We start from the raw sequence: 21,664 nt of genomic DNA, 5'->3' as shown, positions 1-21,664 counted from the left end.
ATGTGTCTCTCCGTGAACGTGAGCAATGCCGCGGCACGGCGCCACGCGCGCCGGGTCCGAATGACGGCGAGCGACAAGCGAGCAAGGGTTGTTCCGCGCGGCGCGTTGGATCGATGGCACCATCGCAAGCGAGCGGCGGGCGCACAACTCCACCGTGTGCCGGTCGTAAACCGGGACAAGCGTTTGATGGGGATGCCGTCGTCAGCGCGGCGGGGCGCCGCGCGCTACCCGGGCCGCGCGCTCACGCCTCGGGACAGGCAAGGTCGGCCGCGACGATCCGCGCGCCGTACTCCTCGGCGGCGAGCCGCGCTTCCTCTATGCTGTTGAACGGACCGACTTCGGGGGCGCCATCGAACGGGAAAAGACGGCGGCCATCCACTTTACGGCTCACCAGCAGATCGGCATAGAATCGTCCATCGGCGCTGCGTCGAGCGGTGACGTAGATCGAAAAGTCGTCGCGCGAGGCGACTCCTGCCGCCGGATACTGCGTGAGTTTCAGCTTTCTCCTTGACATGGCTCTCCCTGCCTGCATCAGGCGATCCAGTTATGCCCTCCTGAAATCGATGTTAATGGACATGCAAACGGGTGCGTTCGTCCGTAAGCGTCGACTTGTGAACACGACTGTCGCGGCGACGCTTAAAGGCTCCAATCAGGTCTTGTCGCCGACCGCACGACTGCCCGCCTGATCCAGCCTCGCTTGCAGCGCTTCCTTGCGCGCCGCGATCTTCTTACCGAGCGCAGCGAGATCGCAGCCGGTGCGGCGCAAGGCCGGAAAGAGCTCGCCCTCCTCTTCCTCGACGTGATGCCGCACCAGTTCGGCCATGACCTTGAACGTCGCGTCGAAGCCTTTGTCGCCGGGCTTCAGCGTCGTGAACTTCGCGATTAGCGTCTTCACCAGAAAATGCTCGACATAGGCTTCATCGACATCGAGCTTGTCGTCGTCGGGCAGTGCTTGCTGCGCGGCCGGATACAACAGCTCTTCCTCGATGATCGTATGCATCGTCAGCTCTTCGCATGCACGCTGCGCCAGCGCGGCTTTGGCTTCGAGCGCGTCGCGCTCGTCACCGCGCGATTTGCCGAACGCATCGAACAGCTTTTCGACGGCGCGGTGATCGGCTTCGAGCAGCGCGAGCGCGTCGGGGGTGCTGGCGGTTTCGCGTGCAGCGGTGGGTTTCGTGTCCTTGGAAGCGGATTGCGTTGCGCGGTCGTTCATGGCGGCTCCTTTGATCGGTCAAGTGCCCGCATCGAGCAAACGCCATACCGCATCACCAGTCGCGCGGCGGTACGGCGATTGCTGCTGGTGGTCCGGCGCGGCGTGTTGCGAGCCAACCTCCCTATCCTCTTTTCAACGCCCGATGAGAATCGCCCAGATCGCTCCGCTTTACGAAAGCGTGCCCCCGTTCGCATACGGCGCGACCGAACGCGTCGTGTCGTATCTGACCGAGGAACTGGTCGCCCGCGGCCACGAGGTGACGCTCTATGCGAGCGCCGATTCGACGAGCGCCGCGCGACTCGTGCCGATCTGCCCGCGCGGTCTTTGGCGCGACGCGAACGTGTGGGACACGCAAACGCATCACGTCAGGCAATTCGCGCGCGTGATCCGCGACGCGGATCAATTCGACGTCGTTCATTTTCACGGCGAGCCATTGCATTTCGCGTGGGCCGAGCGCTTGCCGTGCCGGACGCTGACGACGCTGCACGGCCGTCTGCTGCTGCACGATCATGGGCCGCTGTTCCGCGAATTCGGCGGCGTGCCGGTGGTGTCGATTTCCGCGAGTCAGCGCCGGCCGGTGCCGTGGGCGAACTGGCAGGGCACGGTACATCACGGCTTGCCGCTCGACGAGTTCTCGTTTCAACCGGTAGCCGGTTCATATCTGCTATTTCTCGGCCGCATGATGCCGGAGAAACGTCCCGATCTCGCGATCGAAATTGCCCGGCGCAGCGGCCTCTCGTTGAAGATCGCCGCGAAGATCCATCCCGGCGAGCGCGACTATTTCCGCGAGCGCATCGATCCGCTGTTGCGGCGCTCGACAGCGTTCACCGAATACCTCGGCGAAGTCGGCGGCCTCGCGCGCCGGCGGTTGATCGAGAACGCACGCGCGTTGCTACTGCCGATCGAATGGGACGAGCCGTTCGGCATGGTGATGATCGAGGCGATGGCGTGCGGTACGCCGGTGATCGCGTTTCGCCGCGGCGCGGTGCCGGAGCTGATCGAAGACGGCGTGAGCGGCCTGATCGTCGATAACGTGGACGCGGCGGTGCAAGCGGTTGCGCGCATCGACAGCATCGAGCGCGACGCGTGCCGCCGCTCGTTCGAGCGCCGCTTCACGGCCGCGCGCATGACCGACGACTACCTGACGATCTACGACGCGCTGCTCGCACGCGACACCCGAGACCACCCGCGCGCGACGGGCAGTCAGCCCGCGCCGGTGTAATCGCGATTCAGGTGCGTTCGGGCGCCTCGGTGCGACCGTCATGATCGTCGGACTCCGTCGCATAGCGACGCGATTGGCCGAGTTGCCGGCGCAATTCGTTAACCTCGTTCTTCAGATCGATCATGCGCAGTTCGCGGCCGATCGCCACCTTGTTGAACCGCTCGAGTTCCTCGTTGCGCGCGCGCAGGTCTTCCTCTGCGCGCGCACGTCCGACCACAGCCCAAGTACGCTCGGCCATCAGTTCGAGAAACATCAGTTCCTCGGGCGCCCACGTGTGCGCGGTGTCGAAGTGCATCGTCAGCGCGCCGAGCACGCGGCCCGACTGCACGAACGACATGTTGGCCCACGCGCCGATGCCGAGCGCGTGGCACGCGCGCCGCTCGGCCGCGCTTGCGGCGGGATCGGCCATCACGTCGTTGCTCCAGCCGCTGCGGCCGGTGAACAGCGCGGCGGTGAGCGCAGGCCCGGCGTCGTTGATCGCGCAGCGGCGGCCCAGCATATCGGCCGTGCCTGCGAGCGCGTCGGTCGCGACGATTTCGAGTTCGTCGGGGCCACGCGCTTCCGAGTAGTTGACGCGCGCGGCGCCGAACTGCTGACGCAGCATCCGGATCGCCGTCGAGCGGGTATTGCGGTATCCGGACAGCCCGCGCAGCGCGTTGGCGAAGCGCACCATGAAATCGTGCATCGCGCTTTCGCGCAGCACCCTTTCCGCGTGCTTCAGGTCCGAGATGTCGGTTACCGTGACGGCCACGCCGCTCGTGCCGGTCTGCGACAGAAACGGGCGAATGCGCCGCAGGAACCATCCGCCGCAGGCATTGCGCACCTCGGCTTCGCGCGGTGTCCCGCTCTGCATCACCGCGAGCACGTCGCGCAGGAAATTCACGTCGTCGACCTTCGGCGAAATATCGGCGATGCCGCGACCGACGTCGCCCGTTTTCAGCGGAAATATCTCGCAGATCGAAGGCGTGAACCAGCGCACGCGCAGCGTCTCGTCGAGAAACATCGCCATCACTGCGCCGGCGCTCAGCACGCCGCTTTGCATCTCCAGTTCCGCAATCTTGCCGGTGAGCCGCGCATTGGCCTGGTTCAGATCGTCGTTGACGAGATTGAGCTGCTCGTTCGCGGCTTTCAGTTCCTCGTTGAGCACCTGCAACTCTTCGCGCGACGCCTCCAGTTCCTCGCGCGAGATGCGGATCGCTTCGCTCCACTCGCTGGAAGCCGCGACATCCGCAGCGTGGCTCGGCAGCGCAACGGGTTCGGTGGCACCGGGCCGAATCTCGCGCGCGCGGGAAATGAACGCTGCGAGCAGCCGCGGCGCGGCGCCGTTTTGCGCGCCTCGAATCGGTGTGAGCCGGATTTGAAACGCGTGCGTGATGTTCCCTTCGTCACGCAGGCCGTTGACGATCGTCGGCTGACCGTCTTCGAGCGCCATCTTCGCGGCCGCCTTCAGGCTCGACGCCAGTTCGCGCTGCGTCAGTTCGAGCAGATTGTCGGTGGGCTGGCCGGCTGGGACGCGCAGGAATTTTTCCGTATCGCCATACACACGCAGCACGCGGAATTCGTCGTCGATCAGCACCGAAGGGAAATCCCGCTGCGAATGCGCGCTCGAATGACCGATGAAAGGCACGGCGCTCGCGCGCAAGCTTGTCGCGACACGCAACGGGAAGCGGACCTCGACGTCGCTCGCCGGGCCTGTCTTGCGGTAAATATGCCAGCGGCTCGACACGACGTTGAAACCGCCTTGCCGCGACAACAGCGGCTCGCCCTTGCCGAGAAACAGATAGCCGCCCACCTTCAGCGAACTGTGCAGCAGGAACACGACGCGCTTGACCGCTTCGGGGTCGAGATAAATCAGCAGGTTGCGACAAGTGACCAGATCGAGGTTCTTGAACGGCGGATCGAGCAGCAGGTCCTGCGGCGCGAATACCATCTTTTCGCGCAGGTGGCGTTTGACGCGCCAGTTGCCGTCGGTGGAATAGAAGAACTTCTGTTGACGTGCCGTGGAGACGTTCTTCAGCGCGTCGCCCGAAAACGCGCCGCGGCTCGCGCGCGCGACGATTTCCGGCGACGCATCGGTCGCGAACACCTGGAAATCGAATGGACGGCCGCTGTTTTCAGCATGCTCTTGCAGAAGCATCGCGACCGAATACGCTTCTTCGCCGGTCGCGCAGGCTGGTGTCCAGGCCCGCACGACATCGCCCGCGCGGCGCTCGCTCAGCATCGGCTCGATGACCTCATGCCGCAGCACGTCCCAGGCGGGCGCATCGCGGAAGAACTCGGTCACGTGAATCGGGATGCCGCGAATCAGCGCTTCGAGTTCCGCGGGGTCGTCGCGCAACAGCGACTCGTAGTCGCCGAACGATTCGGCGCGCCGTAGATCCATGCGCTGCTGGATGCGCCATAGCAGCGGGGTCGCCTTGTAACCACCCAGATCGAAGCCCGCCTGCTTGCGGATCATCCCGACGATCTCGTCGAGCGTTCGCGTGATCTCGCCGGTCCACGCGACTTCATTGGCCGGCCGCACATAGGCGGGTGACGCGCAGCGCAGCAGCTGTTTCGCGATCTCGCCGACCGGCAGGATATAGTCGGCGGCGCCGCGCGAAATCACCGCTCTCGGCATGCTGTCGTTCATCGTGGTGACCGGGTCCTGCACGAGCACCACGCCGCCGGCACGCTTCACGCAGATCGCGCCGGCCGCGCCATCGGTGCCGGTGCCGCACAGGATCGCGGCGAGCGCATGGGAGCCGCGATCTTGCGCGAGGCTTTCAAGGAATGCGTCGATGGTGTCGATGCCGGGGCGGCGGCTGCCGCCGTCGACCGGCCGCGTGCGAAAGAGGCCGCCTTCGAGAGTCAGCACGTCGTCGGAACCCGCGACGTACACGTGGTTCGGCTCGGGACGCTCGCCGTTGTTCGCGGCACGGACCGGCAGCAACGTCCACTTGCTGACCAGATTCACGAGCTCGTTCGATCCACCCGGCAGCTGGTGTTGCACGACGACGAGCGCAAGCGCAGGTTCGGCGGGCAAAGCCTGAAGCAGGCAATGCATCGCCTCGATGCCGCCGGCGGATGCGCCAATGCCAACGACGTGGCAGCTTTCCGCTGGCGCGGAAGCTTGAATCGGAGTCGCCATGAGTGTGAGCTTGCGCAGGAACGTCGTATCGTGCCGGCCATGTCCGGCACGCCTGTCCTAGATGTTCATCATATGCCTGTGCGTGGTTCGCGGCGCTTTCGTCCCGCGTGGCTGATTTGTGGCGGAGGCTGAAGACCGGTGTCGGCGCAAAGGACGTTTTCACCGGCGACGGCGCAATAAAAATGCCCGGACGGCATATCGCTTGCTCATTAAGTTGACTGACACGAAAGGCCCGCTTTCCCGTCCTGCTTCCACGTCCCGGAGTCCACTTGACCCACCGTGATTTCATCGTAATCGGCACGTCCTCGGGAGGGGTCGACGCGCTGCGTGCGCTTGCGTCGCAGCTTCCCGTCGATATGCCCGCCAGCATCGCCGTCGTGCTGCACATCGGCGCGCACGGCAGCATGCTGCCCACGCTTCTGAACCAGGCCGGCCCGCTACCCGCCAAGCACGCGCAGGATGGCGAACATTACGCCCCCGGCAGAATTTACGTGGCGCCGCCCGATCGGCACCTCGTGGTGGAGGACGGCCAGTTGCGGCTGCTGCATGGCGCGAAAGAAAACTTCGCGCGCCCCGCGATCGACCCGCTATTTCGCAGCGCGGCCGCGCAGATGGGACCACGCGCGATCGGCGTGATCCTGACCGGCCTGCTCGACGATGGCGCGGCGGGCCTCGAAGCGATCCAGGCGTGCGGCGGCACGACGGTCGTGCAGGACCCCGATGACGCGTTCGCGAGCGAGATGCCACGGCACGCAACGCCGTTCGCCGACCACGTGCTGCCGCTTCAGCAACTGGGCCCATGTTTGGCAAAACTGACCGGCGGCATTGCCAATCCGCCGGTAAATCTCGGCCCGGCGCAGCGCGAGGCCTCCGACCGCGTCGTCCTCGAACAGCGCGCGTGGCTGTCCGGCACCGCGCCGTTCGACGCGATCGAGGGACTGGCGGCGCCGTCGACTTTTACATGCCCCGAATGCAACGGCACGCTGTGGCGCATCACCGCTTCGCGCGTGCTGCGTTACCGCTGCCATACCGGCCATGCATACTCGGCCGCATCGCTCGACGACGGCCGCATGACCGATGCGGAGATGTCGCTGCGCAATGCGCTGCGGGCGCTGCGCGAGCGCGAAATGTTCAGCCGCGAGCTCGGCGCACACTTCGCGGCGATAGGAGACACCGCCGCACAACAACGCGAGGAGGACAACGCCCGGCGCGCGGGCCACGCGGCCGAACTCTTGCAGTCGATGCTGCTGGAAAAATGAGTGCAATGCGGGATAATAGCGATCCGGGCCGAGCAAGAAATGGGCTCGTTGCCCTATAAAAATCCACCGCTGAACACTATCCTTTTCCAAGAAGGGACACGCAGCCATGTCAAAGAAGCGAGGGCAAACTCTGCCTAGCCAGGCACTCTATCCGATCGTCGGTATCGGCGCATCGGCGGGGGGGCTTAACGCGCTGACGGAATTCTTCGAGGCGCTGCCCGCGCATACGTCGATGGCCTTCGTCGTGGTCGTTCACCTGTCGCCGGACCACGAAAGCAATCTGGCCTCGCTGCTGCAGAAGGTCACCAGCATGCCGGTGCAGCAGGTCACGGGCCCCACGCAAATCGAATCGGACCACGTTTATCTGGTCGCGCCCTCGTTCGAAATGATCATGGTGGACGGCTACCTGCGCGTCACGCAGAAGCAGTCCGAAGAAGGACGCCGCGCGAGCATCGATCTGTTCTTCCGCACGCTCGCCGAGGCGCACCGCGAACGCGCGATCGGCATCGTGATGTCGGGCGCGGGCTCGGACGGCTCGGTCGGCCTGTCGCGCATCAAGGAAATGGGCGGCATCACGCTCGTGCAGGACCCTTCCGAAGCCGAATACGACAGCATGCCGCGCAGCGCGATCGCGACCGGCATGGCCGACTTCGTGATGACCGCGGCCGAGATGCCGCAGCGCCTGCTCGATCTGTGGTCCACCGCGCGGGAAATCCACCTGCCGGCCGTGCAGCCGGACGAGCCCGAGGAAGATACGGTCAACGAGTCGGCCGAGCGCGCGCTGCGCGAGATCATGGTGATCCTGCGCACCCGCACCGCGCACGACTTCCGGCATTACAAACGGGCTACGGTTCTGCGCCGTATCGAACGCCGGCTGCAGGTCAACGGCATTACGGATTTGCAGGCGTATCGCGATTATCTGCATCTGCACCCTGAAGAAACGCAGGCGCTGCTGCAGGACATGCTGATCAGCGTCACCAATTTCTTCCGCGACAAGGAAGCGTTCGACGTGCTCGAGCGCGAGGTGTTGCCGCCGCTCTTCGAAAACCGCGGCGAACAGGACCGCATCCGCGTCTGGTCGGTGGGCTGCGCGACCGGCGAGGAAGCGTATTCGCTGGCAATGCTGCTGCAGGAGCGCTCGCTTAAGTCGCCCGAGGGCGTGTCGTTCCAGGTATTCGCAACCGACATCGACGAGCGCGCCATTTCTTTCGCGCGCACCGGTCTGTATCCGGACTCGATCTCGGCCGACCTGACGCCGGCGCGCATCCGCCAGTTTTTCACGAAAGACGCCGCGCACTTCCGGATCAAGAAGGAACTGCGCGAACACATGCTGTTCGCGCACCATAACGTGCTCAGCGACCCGCCGTTCTCGCGGCTCGACATGATCTGCTGCCGCAATCTGCTGATCTATCTGGACCGCGAAGCGCAGATCGAAATTCTGAAGATGTTCCACTTCGCGCTGCGGCCGGGCGGCGTGCTGTTCCTCGGCAGTTCGGAATCGGCCGACAGCGTGAGCTCGATGTTCACCGTGGTCGACAAGCGCAACCGCATCTATCGCGCGAACATGGCCGTGCGCGGCGACACGCCAGTGCCGATCGCGATTTCGGGCACGATGAGTTCGCGCCCCCTCGTCACCACGGTGCAGCCGCCGGGGCGCCGGCGCTTTTCGTTCGGCGATCTGCATCAGCGGCTCGTCGAGCAATATGCGCCGCCCAGCGTGCTGGTGAGCCGCGAATCCGAAATCGTTCATCTGTCCGACCGCGCCGGGCGTTTTCTGCAATATTCGGGCGGCGAGCCGTCGCATAACATCGTGGCCGTCGTGCGTCCGGAACTGCGGCTCGAACTGCGCACCGCGATCTATCAGGCCTTGCATACGAACCGCAGCGTCGAAGCGCGCCGCGTGCGCATCGAGCGCGATGGCCGTTCGTACTTCGTCAACATGACCGCGCGGCCGGTGCACGACCCGGAAGCGAACGCCGACTTCGTGCTGGTGCTGTTCGACGAGGTCGAAGACAGCATGGCCAACGCCGAAACGGCGTCGGTCGACGTGCAGAAAGACCCGATCATCAGCCAGCTCGAACGCGAGCTGCAACGCACGAAGGAGCAGCTGCAGTCCACCATCGAGCAGTCGGAGACCTCGACCGAGGAGCTGAAGGCGTCGAACGAGGAATTGCAGGCGATCAACGAGGAACTGCGCTCGGCGACCGAGGAGCTCGAAACCAGCAAGGAAGAGCTGCAATCGATCAACGAAGAGCTGACCACGGTCAACGCGGAGCTGAAGTCGAAGGTCGAGGAAACCGGCAAGATCAACGACGACCTGCACAACCTGATCGCCGCGAACGACATCGGCACGATCTTCGTCGATCGCAACATTTGCATCAAGCGCTATACGCCGCGGGCCACCGACGTGTTCAGCATCATTCCGTCGGACATCGGGCGCTCGCTGCTCGACATCACGCACCGCCTCGAATACGACAAGCTGGCCGACGACGCGGCCGAAGCATTCGACTCGCTGCGCCTGATCGAACGCGAGCTGAAGAGCAACGACGGGCGCTGGTATCTCGCGCGCTTCGTGCCCTACCGCACCACCGAGGACCGCATCGACGGCGCGGTGCTGTCGTTCATCGACATCACCGGCCGGCGTCAGGCGGAAGACCGGTTGCGCGAAGGCGAGCGGCGCATGCGCATTGTCGCCGAGGGCACCAAGGACTACGCGATCATCACGTTCGACGAAAACGGCGTGATCAATAGCTGGAACGCCGGCGCGGAACGGATTTTCGGCTATTCGGAAGCCGAGATGATCGGCCAGTCCGCCGACATCCTGTACACCGACGAAGACCGCGCCGCGAACGTCGCGCAACGCGAGTTCGCCGAAGCGCGTTTGAACGGCCGCGCCGAAGAGGAGCGCTGGCATCTGCGCAAGGACGGCACGCGCTTTTTCGCGAGCGGTGTGCTGTCCCGTCTCGACGAGCCGGGCATCAGCGGTTTTGCCAAGATCACGCGCGATCTCGGCGAGTTCGCCAGCGACCCGACCTCGGGACGCGGCACCCACGTCGAAACGCTGCGCGCGGCGAGCGAGCGCGAAGCGCAGCGGCGCCGCGACGAATTCCTGGCGGTCGTCTCGCACGAGCTCAAGCATCCGCTGAACCTGATATCAGCGAGCGCCGAACTGATCGCGCGCGCGCCGGAAACGCGCCAGAACCTGAACGTGTCGCGCGCGACCGATACGATCCGCCGCACCGTGATCGGCCAGGCGCAAATCATCGACGATCTGCTCGATATTTCGCGCGTGCGCACCGGCAAGCTTTCGGTCGTGCGCACCGTGGTCGACATGCGCGAGATCGTGCAGCGCGTGTGCAGCGCGGTGCAGGACGATGCCGCGCAGCGCGGCATCGCGTTGAGCGTCGAAGTGACCGATGCGCCCGTGATCATTCATGCGGATCTGACGCGTATCGAGCAGATCGTGTGGAATCTGATCAGTAACGCGCTGAAGTTCACGCAGCGCGGGTCGATCCAGGTGTCGTTGCAGGTCAATGACCACGCCGAGGCCGTGCTGCGCGTCAGCGATACCGGCACCGGCATCGAGGCCTCGCTGCTGCCGCATATCTTCGAGATGTTCCAGCAGAGCCGCGATCCGGCCTCGCGCCGCCGGGGCCTCGGCATCGGCCTTGCGTTGGTGCGCGATCTGGTCAACCTGCACGGCGGCGCGGTGCGCGCGGAGTCGGACGGCGTCGGCCGCGGTGCAACGTTCACGGTGACGCTGCCTACCCACCGGCTCGCCACCCGCACGAGCGCGGGGATCGAAATCACCGGCGAGCCGCTGAAAGGCACGCGCATCCTGATGGTCGACGACGACGCCGCGACCGTCGAAACCTTCAAGCTGCTGCTGGAAAGCGAGGGCGCCGAAGTGCGCACCGCGACGAGCGGCGAGGAAGCGCTGACGATCATCAACGGTAACGCGCCCGATATCATCCTGTCCGACATCGGCATGCCGGGCATGGACGGTATGGAGTTCATCGGCAAGCTGCGCGGCATGCCGGCGATGAAGTCCGTGATCTGTATCGCGGTCAGCGGCTTCGGCCAGCAGGCGGACGTCAGCGCGGCCGAAGATGCGGGCTTCGACGCGCACCTGAAAAAGCCGGTGGTGCTCGAAGACCTGCTGAGCATTTTCGCGCGGTTGCGCAGTTGAATCCGCCGCCCCGGCGGTGCGCAGCGCGTCTAGCCGTTGCTTTGCGACGGCGATGCGTTGCGTGACCCGGCCCTTGCAACGGCCGCGTTGACCTTGATCGGCGGCTGCTTGTCGCCGAACGGCGGCTCGACGACGAAGCGCTCTATCACGCCCGGCTCGAACACCAGGCAGCAAGTCGATCCGCCGTACTGGAAGAACCCCAACTCATCGCCCTTTCGGACGCGTTGCCCCGGCAACGCCTCGATGATGCACGACGACACGTCCGCCATGCCGACGAACACGCACGCCACCTGCCCCACCGCCGGATCGTCGCATTCGATCACGATCACCGCGCGCGCCGCGAGCGCCGTGATGTAGCCCTGCGAATCGTTGAGCCCGCTCGGGTCTTCGCCTTCGCTATCGGCGGTCGAATAGTAGCTGCCGTCCGCCGCATATGCGCGCGAGATCACGCCACTGACCGGCGCATGCCAGCGGTGATAGTTGAACGCGCTCAAAAACGCCTGATACACCGAGCCGCCCTCGAAGCGCCGCGCCAGTTCGCGTTCGCGCGAGCTCAGCATGTCTTCGAGCGAATACGGCTGCGACTTGATCCAGAACGTGTCGCGCAGCTGCACACCGTGCTGCACGTTGTACGGCGTCGCCTCGCACGCGCTGACGATCAGCCTGTCGTTGTCCGGCTCCTCGACCGGCCGCATGCCGGGACGAAAGCGCCGGGTGAAGAAATCGTTCCACGACGTAAAGCCCCAATACGGTTGCTCGGGATCGCAAACGAATTGGGCGAGGCCGATCCGTTGGTCGGCCTCGGAACTGAACCAGCCGTCGGGCGAGGACGGATTCAAATGTTCGCGTGAATGCGGACCGCTCAGAAAACCGCACCAGCAGTTCAGCACGTGTTTGAGTTGCGCGTTGAGCGCCGGGTCGCGAAACAGCGCATAGCCGGACGGCATGCACATCGGCCAGTCGAGCACCGCGTTCAGCGGACAATGAATCAGATTGGATTCGCTGAACGGCGGCGCGTACGTCATCAGGTAATCGACGACCGTCATCAGCTCGTCGATCGTTGCATAGCCGAGCACGTAGCCCGCTTGCTGCGCCTGCATGATGGCCCGCGTCATATCCATGCGCAGCACCGGGTCGCCTTCGATCAACGCCGCGAGTTCCGCGACGGCGCGGGTGCGTGGCGCGGTGCGCGCACGTTCGCGCGCTTTCGCAGCCAGCGCGGTCCGGTAGCGCGCGAGATGCGCTTCCTCGCTCGGCAGCCATCCTCCGAGCCGGCGCCGTTGCGTGCGCGGGCTCGCCACTTCGTCGTTCGTCATGCTTGGCCTTTCTGGTCTGAGTTGGGGGTCATTTGGCGCGCGGCGTGCCGAGGCTGTCGTCCGGTTCCTTGCGCCCGCCACGGATCTGCTCCACGCAGGTCGCGACCGCCTCGGCCACGTTGGCCACTTCCTGCTGCATGTCCTCGTCGCGATCGAGCGCTTCATGGCTGGTCGCGTAAGGCTCGTAATAGCCGATAAAGCGATCGAGCCGCGACTTCGCGCCCGCTTCGACGAAGCCCATCCAGTCGAGCCAGTCGGCGAGCGCCCTGCGCGAGTCCTCGATGCCGGCGACGTCGCCATGCACGACGACGCCATAGGCCCGGCCCGCCAGATGTTTCGGATAGTCCCAGCCGGCCAGTTCGAGACGCTTCGCTTCGTCGGGTTTCTTGCCGTGCGTCGAGGTGGGATCGGGATTGCCGCCGTCGGCGCAAACAAGGCGATCCATCATCAGCTTCAGCGGCGCGGACACCTGATACCAGTAGACCGGCGTCACTATCAGCACGCCATGGCAGGCGGCAAAGCGCTCGTAGATCTCGTTCATCCAGTCGTTGACGAGCCCGAGCGAATGGTTCGGATAACAGCTGCATGGCCAGTGACACAGCGGCATCGCGGTCGACACACAGCCTTTGCACGGGTGAATATGCAAGTCGCGATCGGAGTTCAGCTGCGACAGGTCGAGGAAATCGACGTCGAAGGTCCGGCGTTCGAGCGCCTGTTGCGCGATCTTCGCGAGCCGGAAGCTCTTCGACATCTCGCCGGGGCACGTGTAGTCGTTGCGCGAGGACGCGTTGATCACGAGCACGCGCGAGCGCGTCGCCGGATCGCGCTGTAGCGCCTGCGCCGCCTTCACGCGCTCGCTCGCCGCGCGCCATTCGACCGACAGGTCGTAGTCCGGGTCGGCGAATTCCGGGCCGGCTTTTTCGGTGACCGGCGCCTTGCGGCCGTGTGAGTAAGCATCCCACGCGATCGCTTCGAGCCGCGCGAGCGATGCGTCTTCCGCACGGAACGCCGGGTCGTAGAAGCGGGCCATGAAACGCTCGCGAAACGCTTCGCGAGACATTGCTTCGGTTACCTGACCTTTGCGGACTTCGACGGTATGGATGTGATCGGGTGGTTTTGCAGGCGGGCTCATGGCTGAATTTGTAAGCAGTAGTAGAAACGCAGGTCAGCAAGGGCTATTCCAGCGCCGCCCCGTCGCGCGCCGCGACGGCGGAACGGAGCTTGCTATCCGCCGGTATGGAATCGAACCAGCGCCTGCTCGTCATCTCACCGCATCTGGACGATGCGGTCCTCAGTTGCGGACTTCTGCTCGCCGCGCATCCCGGCACGGTCGTTTGCACGGTTTTCACCGCGCCGCCCGCCGAGAAGATCACGACCGACTGGGACCGCGCGGCCGGTTTCGCCGACGCATTCGAAGCGATGCGCACGCGTCAGGCGGAGGACCGGGAGGCGCTGGGATTGCTGTCGGCGATGCCCGTGCATTTGCTGTTCCGCGACGCGCAATACCATGCGTCGCCCGGCGCGGACGAGCTGATTACGGCGTTGAGCCAGACCGTTGCTCATGCGAAACCCACGCGTGTCCTGATGCCGTTGGGTCTGTTCCACTCGGATCACGTTATGGTGGCCGATGCCTGTCTGGCACTGATGCGGCGCCAGCCTGCGATGCGCTTCATCGCCTATGAGGACGTGCCCTATCGGCGCATACCCGGCGTCGTGCAAGCGCGCCTATGCGACCTCGCGACCCGCGGCTATGCCGCTGACGCGCCGCACGCGCTGGACGTGCCCGGCACGACGCAACACGAGCGTATGAAGCGCGCGGCACTCGACGCCTATCGCAGCCAATTGCGCGCGTTCGGTCCCGAAGGACAGGCGAGCCTCTTTTCGGCCGAACGCTATTGGCAGCTCGGGCACGGTGAATCCAGTCGACACCCGCAAAACGCGTGACGCACGGCACGGGGTTTGCTTCGCCGTCGCTGTCCAACCGTCGAAGCGATTGCACAGCATGCGAACAAAAACCGCCCACCCGCGCATTTCGATTGTCGTTCTCACGTATAACCGTGCGGGCGAATTGCTCACCACCCTGGAACGTCTGCTCGCATTACCCGAAAGCCCGCCGATCATCGTCGCCGACAACGGCTCCACCGACAACACGGTCGCACTCGTCGAAGCCCGCTATCCGAGCGTTCGCATCGTCGAATGCAACGGCAATCTCGGCGCGGCGGGCCGCAACCATGCGGTCGCGTGCGTCGAGACCGACTATGTCGCGTTCTGCGATGACGACACCTGGTGGGAGCCCGGCTCGCTCGAACGCGCGGTGCAATTGCTCGACGCCTGGCCCCGCGTCGGCGTGCTCAATGCGCGCGTGGCCGTCGGCGCTGACCACGCGACCGATCCGACCTGTGCGTTGATGCGCGCGAGCCCGCTGGGACGTGTCGGCCTGCCCGGGCCTGCTTTGATCGGCTATATGGCGGGCGCGTGCGTGTTTCGTACCGCGCTGTTTCGGGAGGTCGGCGGCTATGAGCCGCGCCTTTTCATCGGCGGCGAGGAAACGCTCGTTTCACTCGACGTGCTCGCGTCGGGACATGCGATCGCCTACTGCGAGCAGTTGACGCTCCAGCATCGTCCGTCGGCGGTGCGCGACAGCGCGTTGCGGCGACGCATGCTCCCGCGCAATGCCGCGTGGGTGGCATGGCTGCGTCTGCCGTTGGGCGAAGCGTTGAGCGCGACGTTGCGCGCCCTCGACGTATTCGCGCGAGAAGGCACGCTCGTGCGCGACGGCATCGAATTGCTGGCTGGGCTTGCGTGGACCGTGCGAGAACGCCGGGTGGTCCCGCAGTCGATCCTCGCGATGCGCGACCGCGTGCGCGCGGCCGAGCGCAATCTCGACGCGTCCGCAACGACGTCCGTGGTAGGAAGCCCGACGCGCCGACCTGAGACCTGAATCACGCGCTATCCTTATCCTGGCAACGTCGAGTCAGCGCTCGACGGCACAGGCGCGAGCCGACGGATCGCGGCGATCAGTTCTTCAGGCGGCACGGGCTTGTTCAAATGTGCGTCGAAGCCCACGCCGCGCGCGTGCTGTTCGTCGAGTGCGTCCGTGTAGCCGGTCAACGCAATCGCGGGCAGTGGCAGTGGCCTGCCCGGCAAGGACGGCCGCTCGCCTTCCAGTTCGCGCAAGCGGCGCAGCACGTCGTAGCCATCTTCGCCGGCCAGCACCAGATCGCAGAGCAGCACCTGCGGCCATTGCGTCGGGTCCGTCGCGCGCAGCCAATCCAGCGCTTCGCGGCCGGATGCGAACAGCCGCACACGTGCGCCGCTCGTGCTCAGCACCGCTTCGAGCGCGTCACGCGCTTCTTCCTGATCGTCGATCGCGAGCACGAAGAGGCCGTCGAGCGAAGCTGGCTCGGCCGAATCCGCGCCGGTGGACTCCGAAGCCAATGGCGGCTGCGCATCCGCGACCGGCCGCAGCGGCAGCATCGCCACATACGCGAGCCGCCCATTCAGCGGGGTCAGCGTGAAGCTGCCGCCCGCAGCCGCCAGCGCGCTTTCCAAATGCCGCGCCGTCGCCTGCGATAGCTCGGCCGGTTTGTCGCCCATGCCAAGCACGCTAAACCATACGTGATTGCCGTGACGCTCAGCGCGCAATGCGATGCGCTGTCCCGGCTGCGCCTGCGCGATCTCGTTGCGGCACAACTCGGCGATCAGCGGCTGCAGCACGCTCGGATCGCCGGTCACGCGCAGTTCGTTGTCGGTCGGCTCTGCGTAGACGACCACGCGCTGCGCGGCGATCTCGTCGTGCAACGCATCGATCACACCCGCCGTCAATGCGCTGACGCTGACCGACCGAGCAGTCAGCCGGCGCTGCGCGTGTTCGAGTTCGCCCTGCTGCCATTGCAGCGACCACATCTTCGCGTACACAGCCTCGCGCGCGAGCAGCTCCCGATGCGTGCCCTGCTCTACCACCTGGCCATGCTCCATCACCAGAATCCAGTCCGCGTCGACGACAGTAGAGAGCCGATGCGCGATCACGATCGACGTACGGCCTTGCGCGAGACGCGTCAGCTCGGTCTGGATAGCGCGCTCGGAGCGCGTGTCGAGCGCCGAGGTCGCTTCGTCGAACACGATGATGCGCGGGTCCTTCAGGATCGCGCGCGCAATCGCGATACGCTGCCGCTCGCCGCCCGACAGCCGCACGCCGCGCTCGCCAACGCGCGTGTCGTAGTGATCGGGCAAGCGCTCGATGAATTCGTCGAGCTGCGCGGCACGCGCGGCGCGCACCACGTCCGCACGTGTCGCCGACGGACGTCCATACGCAATGTTGTAGGCGATCGTTTCATTGAACAGCACGGTGTCCTGCGGCACGATGCCGATCGCCTCGCGCAGACTGCGCTGCGTGACCTGGCTGATGTCTTGCCCGTCGATGCGGATCATGCCGCGCTCGGGCCGATAGAGCCGGAACAACAGCTTCACGAGCGTCGATTTGCCCGAGCCGCTGCCGCCGACCACCGCGAGCGTCTTGCCCGGATACGCATGGAAGTCGACATCGCGCAGCACCTGACGCGCGGTGTCGTAGCCAAAATCGACGTGCTCGAACTCGATCAGCCCCGCGCCGACCTTCAGCGGCTGCGCGTCGCGGGCATCGATATCCTCGCCGACGCGGCCGCGCGCGGCCAGAATCACGAACATGCGCTCGACGTTGACGAGCGCGTCGTTGGTCTCACGAAACACGAAGCCGAGCGTGTTCAACGGCATGCAGACCTGAATCAGGTAGGCGTTGACCAGAATCAGATCGCCGACGCTCATGCTGCCGGCCACCACGTGCTGCGCGGCGAGCAGCATGACCCCCGCCACCCCGAGCGCGATCACCGCGCTCTGTCCCACGTGCAACGCGGTCAACGCGTTCTGGTTCGCGATGCGCGCGTGGACCCACTTTTCCAGCACGTCGCCGAGCCGCCGAGTTTCGCTGTCTTCGGTCGCGAAGTACTTGACCGTGTCGTAGTTCAGCAGACTGTCGACGAGCCGGCCGTCCGATTGCGCTTCGAGCAGATTGACCGCGCGCTGGAACGCGACGCGTCGCCGCGTGAACACGAACGTATAACCCGCATACAGCACGAAGGTCGCGACGATCACGAGCATGAATTCGCGCGCGTAGGCGTGCACCATGATCGCGACGATCACCGCGATCTCGAAGAAGGTCGGCACGATCGTAAACAGCGCGGTGCCGAGCAAAAATCCGATACCGTCGGCGCCTTTCTGCACGTCGCGCACGATCGCGCCCGTCTCGCGCCGCGCATGAAAGCGCGCGCTCAACCGATGCAGATGCGCGAAGGTCCGCTCGGTCAGCGCCGCGACCGTGCGCTGCACGACGATGCTGAACACGACGTCGCGCGCCTCGTTCAGCGCGTCGCCGAGAAAGCGCAGCAGCGCATAGGCGAGCACGAGGAACACCGGAAACGCCGCATGCGCGAGCGGATGGCCGAGCTCATCGACGATGTGCTTCAGCGTGAGCGGCATCAGCACGGTCGCGAGCCGGGCCGTGATCATCAGCGCGAGCGCCCCGCTGGTCTGCCAGCGATAACGCCATACCGCATGCGCGAGATCGCCGACGATTCGGCGCGTCAGTTCGGAGCGAGGCGGCGGGACGGAATTCGGCATGGGATCCTGGTCGGGGGGCGCGCCCGGATAAAAACGTCGCACAAATGGGGCGTCCAGCAAGTCACGCGCCCGGCGGCGAGCGAAAAATGACCGGTGTACGGCAACTCTCGCCGCGCAACTCTTACCTGTTCATTGCGCGCAATCCTCCGCCCATCCTAGTACCGCCGCGCCGTCAGCGGTGCGAAGTTACATGATCGTATGTAGAAAAAGGGAACGCCACAGCGCTTCCCTGTCTGCACGAAAAAGGGCACGCCACAGCGCTTCGTCCGTCCGCACCAACGTCTACCGTCGTTTCCCGGCACCGCAGGATCCGAATGGCACAGCGAATGCTCGGGGCCGGTGAAACGATTCCTCAATATCGAAGAACGCGCATCTCAGGAAGGAGTGCAAATGAAGATCGCCCTGATCAGTGAACATGCGTCGCCACTTGCTGTCGCCGGTGGCGTCGATAGCGGCGGCCAGAATATCTACGTCGCGAACGTCGCGCGTCAGCTGGTGGAAATGGGCCATCAGGTCGACGTGTTCACGCGTCGCGATCGCGCACTCGTGCCCGAGCGCGTCGACATGGACGGCGTACGCGTGATTCATGTGCCTGCCGGACCGCCGCGACAATTGCCGAAGGAACAATTACTGCCGTTCATGGACGAGTTCGCCGCGTTTCTGATCGGGTTCTTTCGGCGTGAACCTCAGCCGTACGACGTGATGCACGCGAACTTCTTCATGTCCGGTCTCGCCGCGCTGAAGGTCAAGGCTGCGCTCGGCGTGCCGCTGATCACGACCTTTCATGCGCTCGGCCGCGTGCGGCGCATCCATCAAGGCGCGAATGACGGCTTCCCCGACGAGCGCTTCGCGATCGAAGACGAACTGGTCGCACGCTCGGACGTCGTCGTCGCCGAATGTCCGCAGGACCAGGCCGATCTGCTCGAACACTATCGCGCCGATCCCGCGCGCATCCAGATCGTGCCGTGCGGTTTCGACGATGAGGAGTTCCGGCCCGTCGAGCGCGAAGCCGCCCGCCATGCGCTCGGCTGGAGCCCGCACGACTTCATTGTGCTGCAGCTAGGCCGGCTCGTGCAGCGCAAAGGCATCGACAACGTGGTACGCGGCGTGGGCGTGCTGAAGCACAGCTTCAACGCGGCAGCGCGGCTGTACGTGGTCGGTGGCAATTCGGACGCGCCCAACGAAATCGCGACACCGGAGATCGCGCGCCTGCGCGAGATCGCACGCGAATGCGGTGTCGCGGACGAGACGTGCTTCGTCGGCCGGCGTGGTCGCGCGCGGCTGCGCTACTTCTATAGCGCCGCCGACGTGTTCGTGACGACGCCCTGGTACGAGCCGTTCGGCATCACGCCGGTCGAGGCGATGGCCTGCGCGACGCCGGTGATCGGCGCAGATGTCGGCGGCATCCGCTATTCGGTGGTCGATGGCGTGACCGGCTTTCTGGTGCCGCCGCGCGATCCGCACGCGCTCGCGGCGCGTCTCGACCACTTGCGGCGCGACCCCGCGCTCGCGCGCCGGATGGGCGAAGCGGGCCTCGAACGGGCGCGGACCGGCTTTACCTGGCGCGGCGTCAGCGAAGCGCTCGCGCAAATCTATGCACGCGCGGCAAGGCTCGCGCCGAGCAAAACATCGCTCGACGTCGGCTCGGAGCCGGCGCAGCTACCGCTGCGAGCAGCAGCCGGAGCGTCGTTCCGTTGACGACGGCGCACGCCGCGCGAACGCGCACGGCGTGCGCATTTGGAACGCGCCGCGGCCGGTCCAGCGGCTACGGCGCGCCTTTTTCCGACTTTCGGCCCACGCTCGCAAATACCACCAACCATCATGACGGTACCCGCTGTGTTCATCGACAAGGACGGCACGCTGCTCGAAGACGTGCCCTACAACGCCGATCCCGCGCTGATGCGTTTCGCGCCCGGCGCGCGCGAGGCGCTCGCGCTGCTCGCCGCCTACCCTTATGCGTTGTTCATGATCAGCAATCAGTCCGGCATCGCGCTCGGCAAGTTCGAAGACAAAGCGCTGTTCGCGGTCGAACACCGGCTGCGGCAGATGTTCGCCGAGTGCGGCGCCACGCTCGCCGGCGCGTACTGGTGTCCGCATCATCCCGAGGGCAGCGTCGAGCGTTACGCGATCGTCTGCGACTGCCGCAAGCCCGCGCCCGGCATGCTGCTGCGCGCGGCCAAAGAGCATGAACTCGATCTCGCCCAAAGCTGGTTCGTCGGCGACATTCTCGACGACGTCGAAGCAGGCAATCGCGCCGGCTGTCGCACGATCCTGCTCGACAACGGCCACGAGACCGAATGGCGGGCCGGCCCGCAGCGCACACCGAATGCGCGCGCGGCCGATCTGCACGAGGCCGCGCAACGCGTCGTGTTGAGCGGCTTGCCGCCGGGCAGCGCGGCACGCCGCAAGGAGGCGCCGCGGTGAACGCACCTCTGCCACTTGCGCCGCCCACGCTCGCTCATGCGCGCGTGCCCGATACGTCGCAGCCGGTGTGCTGGGGCGACGAGGTCAAACGGATTCTGTGCGTGCGCCTCGACAATCTCGGCGACGTGCTGATGACGACGCCCGCGCTGCACGCGCTGCGCGAGTCCGGCCGAGATCGCCATCTCACGCTGCTCGCGTCGCGCAGCGGCGTCGCGCTCGCGCCGTTTCTCGACGACGTCGACGACGTGATCGAATACGACGCGCCGTGGGTCGCGCCCGCGTCGAACGTGACGCGCGATCTGCTCGACGATCATCGGATGCAGCGGCGGCTGAAGCGCGGCTGCTTCGACGCGGCGGTGATTTTCACCGTGTATAGCCAGAGCCCGTTGCCGGCCGCGATGCTGTGCTATCTCGCGGGGATTCCGCGCCGCCTCGCGCATTGCCGCGAGAATCCGTACTCGCTGTTGACCGACTGGCTGCACGAACCGGAGCCGCAGCAGCGCACGCGGCACGAGGTGCAACGCCAGCTCGATCTGGTGCGTCACGTCGGCGCGCAGTCGAACGACACCGCGATGCGTTTTCGCGTGCCGCCCGCCGCGCGCCGGTCGCTCGACGCGAAACTGACGACCCTCGGCATCTCCCGCCACGACGAGTGCATCGTGCTGCATCCAGGGGCGACCGCCGCATCGCGCCGCTATCCGCCCGAGCGCTTCGGTGAAGTCGCCACACGGCTCGCGCGCGAAACCGGCGTCCCCGTGCTGTTGACCGGCGGCGCGAGCGAGCGAGCGCTCGTCGAGGCCGTGATGCGCGCCGCTGCTCCAGGCGTGTGCCCGCAGCTACACGACCTGAGCGGAGCACTGACGCTCGCCGAGCTCGCCGCGCTGCTCGAACGCGCAAGCGTGCTCGTCTCCAACAACAGCGGCCCCGTGCATGTCGCGTCCGCCCTCGGCACGCCGGTCGTCGATCTTTACGCGCTGACCAACCCGCAGCACACGCCGTGGCAAACGCCGCAACGCGTGCTGTACCGCGACGTCGAATGCCGCTGGTGCTATCGCAGCGTGTGTCCGCACGGGCATCACGCTTGCCTGCTCGGTGTGCCGATCGAAGAAGTCGTGCACGCGGCACTCGAATTGCGGCGCGCGCATGCGAACGCGCCGCGTCGAGGCGCAGCCGGGCGCACCGGCCGCGCCGATGACACGAGCACGCCGTCGCTGACGGATCAGCCAACCATTCCCTGAACTCACTCCCACTGCTAA

General features: G+C 65.7%; 14 protein-coding genes. 8 read left to right on the top strand and 6 right to left on the bottom strand.

Annotated features, from left to right (window positions below; translation table 11 throughout):
* Positions 1–241 precede the first annotated feature (241 nt).
* Complete coding sequence (locus ACLFKU_RS25775) at positions 242–514, bottom strand: DUF6723 family protein (protein ID WP_368584221.1); 273 nt, start codon at positions 512–514, stop codon at positions 242–244.
* Positions 515–649: 135 nt separating this feature from the next.
* Complete coding sequence (locus ACLFKU_RS25770) at positions 650–1,213, bottom strand: hemerythrin domain-containing protein (protein WP_368584222.1); 564 nt, start codon at positions 1,211–1,213, stop codon at positions 650–652.
* Between the two features lie 142 nt (positions 1,214–1,355).
* On the opposite strand from ACLFKU_RS25770, the gene ACLFKU_RS25765 reads away from it, so the two are divergent.
* Positions 1,356–2,435, top strand: coding sequence for a glycosyltransferase family 4 protein (locus tag ACLFKU_RS25765; RefSeq protein ID WP_410850955.1), 1,080 nt, complete (start codon positions 1,356–1,358; stop codon positions 2,433–2,435).
* Between the two features lie 7 nt (positions 2,436–2,442).
* Here the strand turns inward: ACLFKU_RS25765 and ACLFKU_RS25760 are convergent, their stop codons facing one another.
* The gene (locus tag ACLFKU_RS25760) at positions 2,443–5,565 is read right to left on the bottom strand and encodes a CheR family methyltransferase (protein WP_410850954.1); all 3,123 of its coding nucleotides are present in this window, start codon (positions 5,563–5,565) and stop codon (positions 2,443–2,445) included.
* Between the two features lie 269 nt (positions 5,566–5,834).
* Here ACLFKU_RS25760 and ACLFKU_RS25755 point away from each other — a divergent pair, with 269 nt between their 5' ends.
* Positions 5,835–6,824 carry a chemotaxis protein CheB gene (locus ACLFKU_RS25755; RefSeq protein WP_410850953.1) on the top strand — a complete coding sequence of 330 codons (990 nt, stop codon included), beginning with the start codon at positions 5,835–5,837 and terminating at the stop codon, positions 6,822–6,824.
* A 106-nt stretch (positions 6,825–6,930) separates the two neighbouring features.
* On the top strand, positions 6,931–11,013 hold the full coding sequence (locus tag ACLFKU_RS25750) for a CheR family methyltransferase (RefSeq protein WP_410850952.1): 4,083 nt from the start codon (positions 6,931–6,933) through the stop codon (positions 11,011–11,013).
* Between the two features lie 29 nt (positions 11,014–11,042).
* Here the strand turns inward: ACLFKU_RS25750 and ACLFKU_RS25745 are convergent, their stop codons facing one another.
* Both ACLFKU_RS25745 and ACLFKU_RS25740 read right to left on the bottom strand, forming a co-directional pair.
* Entirely contained in the window at positions 11,043–12,329 is a 1,287-nt protein-coding gene (locus tag ACLFKU_RS25745) for a phosphatidylserine decarboxylase family protein (RefSeq protein WP_410850951.1), read from the bottom strand.
* Between the two features lie 28 nt (positions 12,330–12,357).
* Positions 12,358–13,389, bottom strand: coding sequence for a flavodoxin family protein (locus tag ACLFKU_RS25740; protein ID WP_368584296.1), 1,032 nt, complete (start codon positions 13,387–13,389; stop codon positions 12,358–12,360).
* Between the two features lie 176 nt (positions 13,390–13,565).
* Between ACLFKU_RS25740 and ACLFKU_RS25735 the strand changes: the two genes are divergently transcribed.
* Both ACLFKU_RS25735 and ACLFKU_RS25730 read left to right on the top strand, forming a co-directional pair.
* The gene (locus tag ACLFKU_RS25735) at positions 13,566–14,273 is read left to right on the top strand and encodes a PIG-L deacetylase family protein (protein ID WP_410850986.1); all 708 of its coding nucleotides are present in this window, start codon (positions 13,566–13,568) and stop codon (positions 14,271–14,273) included.
* A 58-nt stretch (positions 14,274–14,331) separates the two neighbouring features.
* Positions 14,332–15,270 (top strand): glycosyltransferase family 2 protein, encoded by a 939-nt coding sequence (locus tag ACLFKU_RS25730; protein ID WP_410850950.1) that lies wholly within the window; start codon positions 14,332–14,334, stop codon positions 15,268–15,270.
* Positions 15,271–15,284: 14 nt separating this feature from the next.
* Here ACLFKU_RS25730 and ACLFKU_RS25725 read toward each other — a convergent pair whose 3' ends face one another.
* Positions 15,285–17,984 carry an ATP-binding cassette domain-containing protein gene (locus ACLFKU_RS25725; RefSeq protein ID WP_368584229.1) on the bottom strand — a complete coding sequence of 900 codons (2,700 nt, stop codon included), beginning with the start codon at positions 17,982–17,984 and terminating at the stop codon, positions 15,285–15,287.
* A 390-nt stretch (positions 17,985–18,374) separates the two neighbouring features.
* Between ACLFKU_RS25725 and ACLFKU_RS25720 the strand changes: the two genes are divergently transcribed.
* The 3 genes from ACLFKU_RS25720 to waaF all read left to right on the top strand — a co-directional run bounded on the left by ACLFKU_RS25720 (position 18,375) and on the right by waaF (position 21,646).
* Positions 18,375–19,682 (top strand): glycosyltransferase family 4 protein, encoded by a 1,308-nt coding sequence (locus ACLFKU_RS25720; protein ID WP_410850949.1) that lies wholly within the window; start codon positions 18,375–18,377, stop codon positions 19,680–19,682.
* Positions 19,683–19,805: 123 nt separating this feature from the next.
* On the top strand, positions 19,806–20,408 hold the full coding sequence (locus ACLFKU_RS25715) for a D-glycero-alpha-D-manno-heptose-1,7-bisphosphate 7-phosphatase (protein WP_368584231.1): 603 nt from the start codon (positions 19,806–19,808) through the stop codon (positions 20,406–20,408).
* A complete protein-coding gene (gene waaF, locus ACLFKU_RS25710; protein ID WP_410850948.1) occupies positions 20,405–21,646 on the top strand; it encodes a lipopolysaccharide heptosyltransferase II in 1,242 nt (413 codons plus the stop codon). The genes ACLFKU_RS25715 and waaF overlap by 4 nt, the downstream gene beginning before the upstream one ends.
* Positions 21,647–21,664: the final 18 nt, after the last annotated feature.

Source organism: Paraburkholderia sp. EG304 (assembly GCF_046543485.1).
GTDB lineage: Bacteria > Pseudomonadota > Gammaproteobacteria > Burkholderiales > Burkholderiaceae > Paraburkholderia > Paraburkholderia youngii.
The sequence above is the reverse complement of the archived record's forward strand: the minus strand, read 5'-3'. Positions and strand labels throughout refer to the sequence as shown.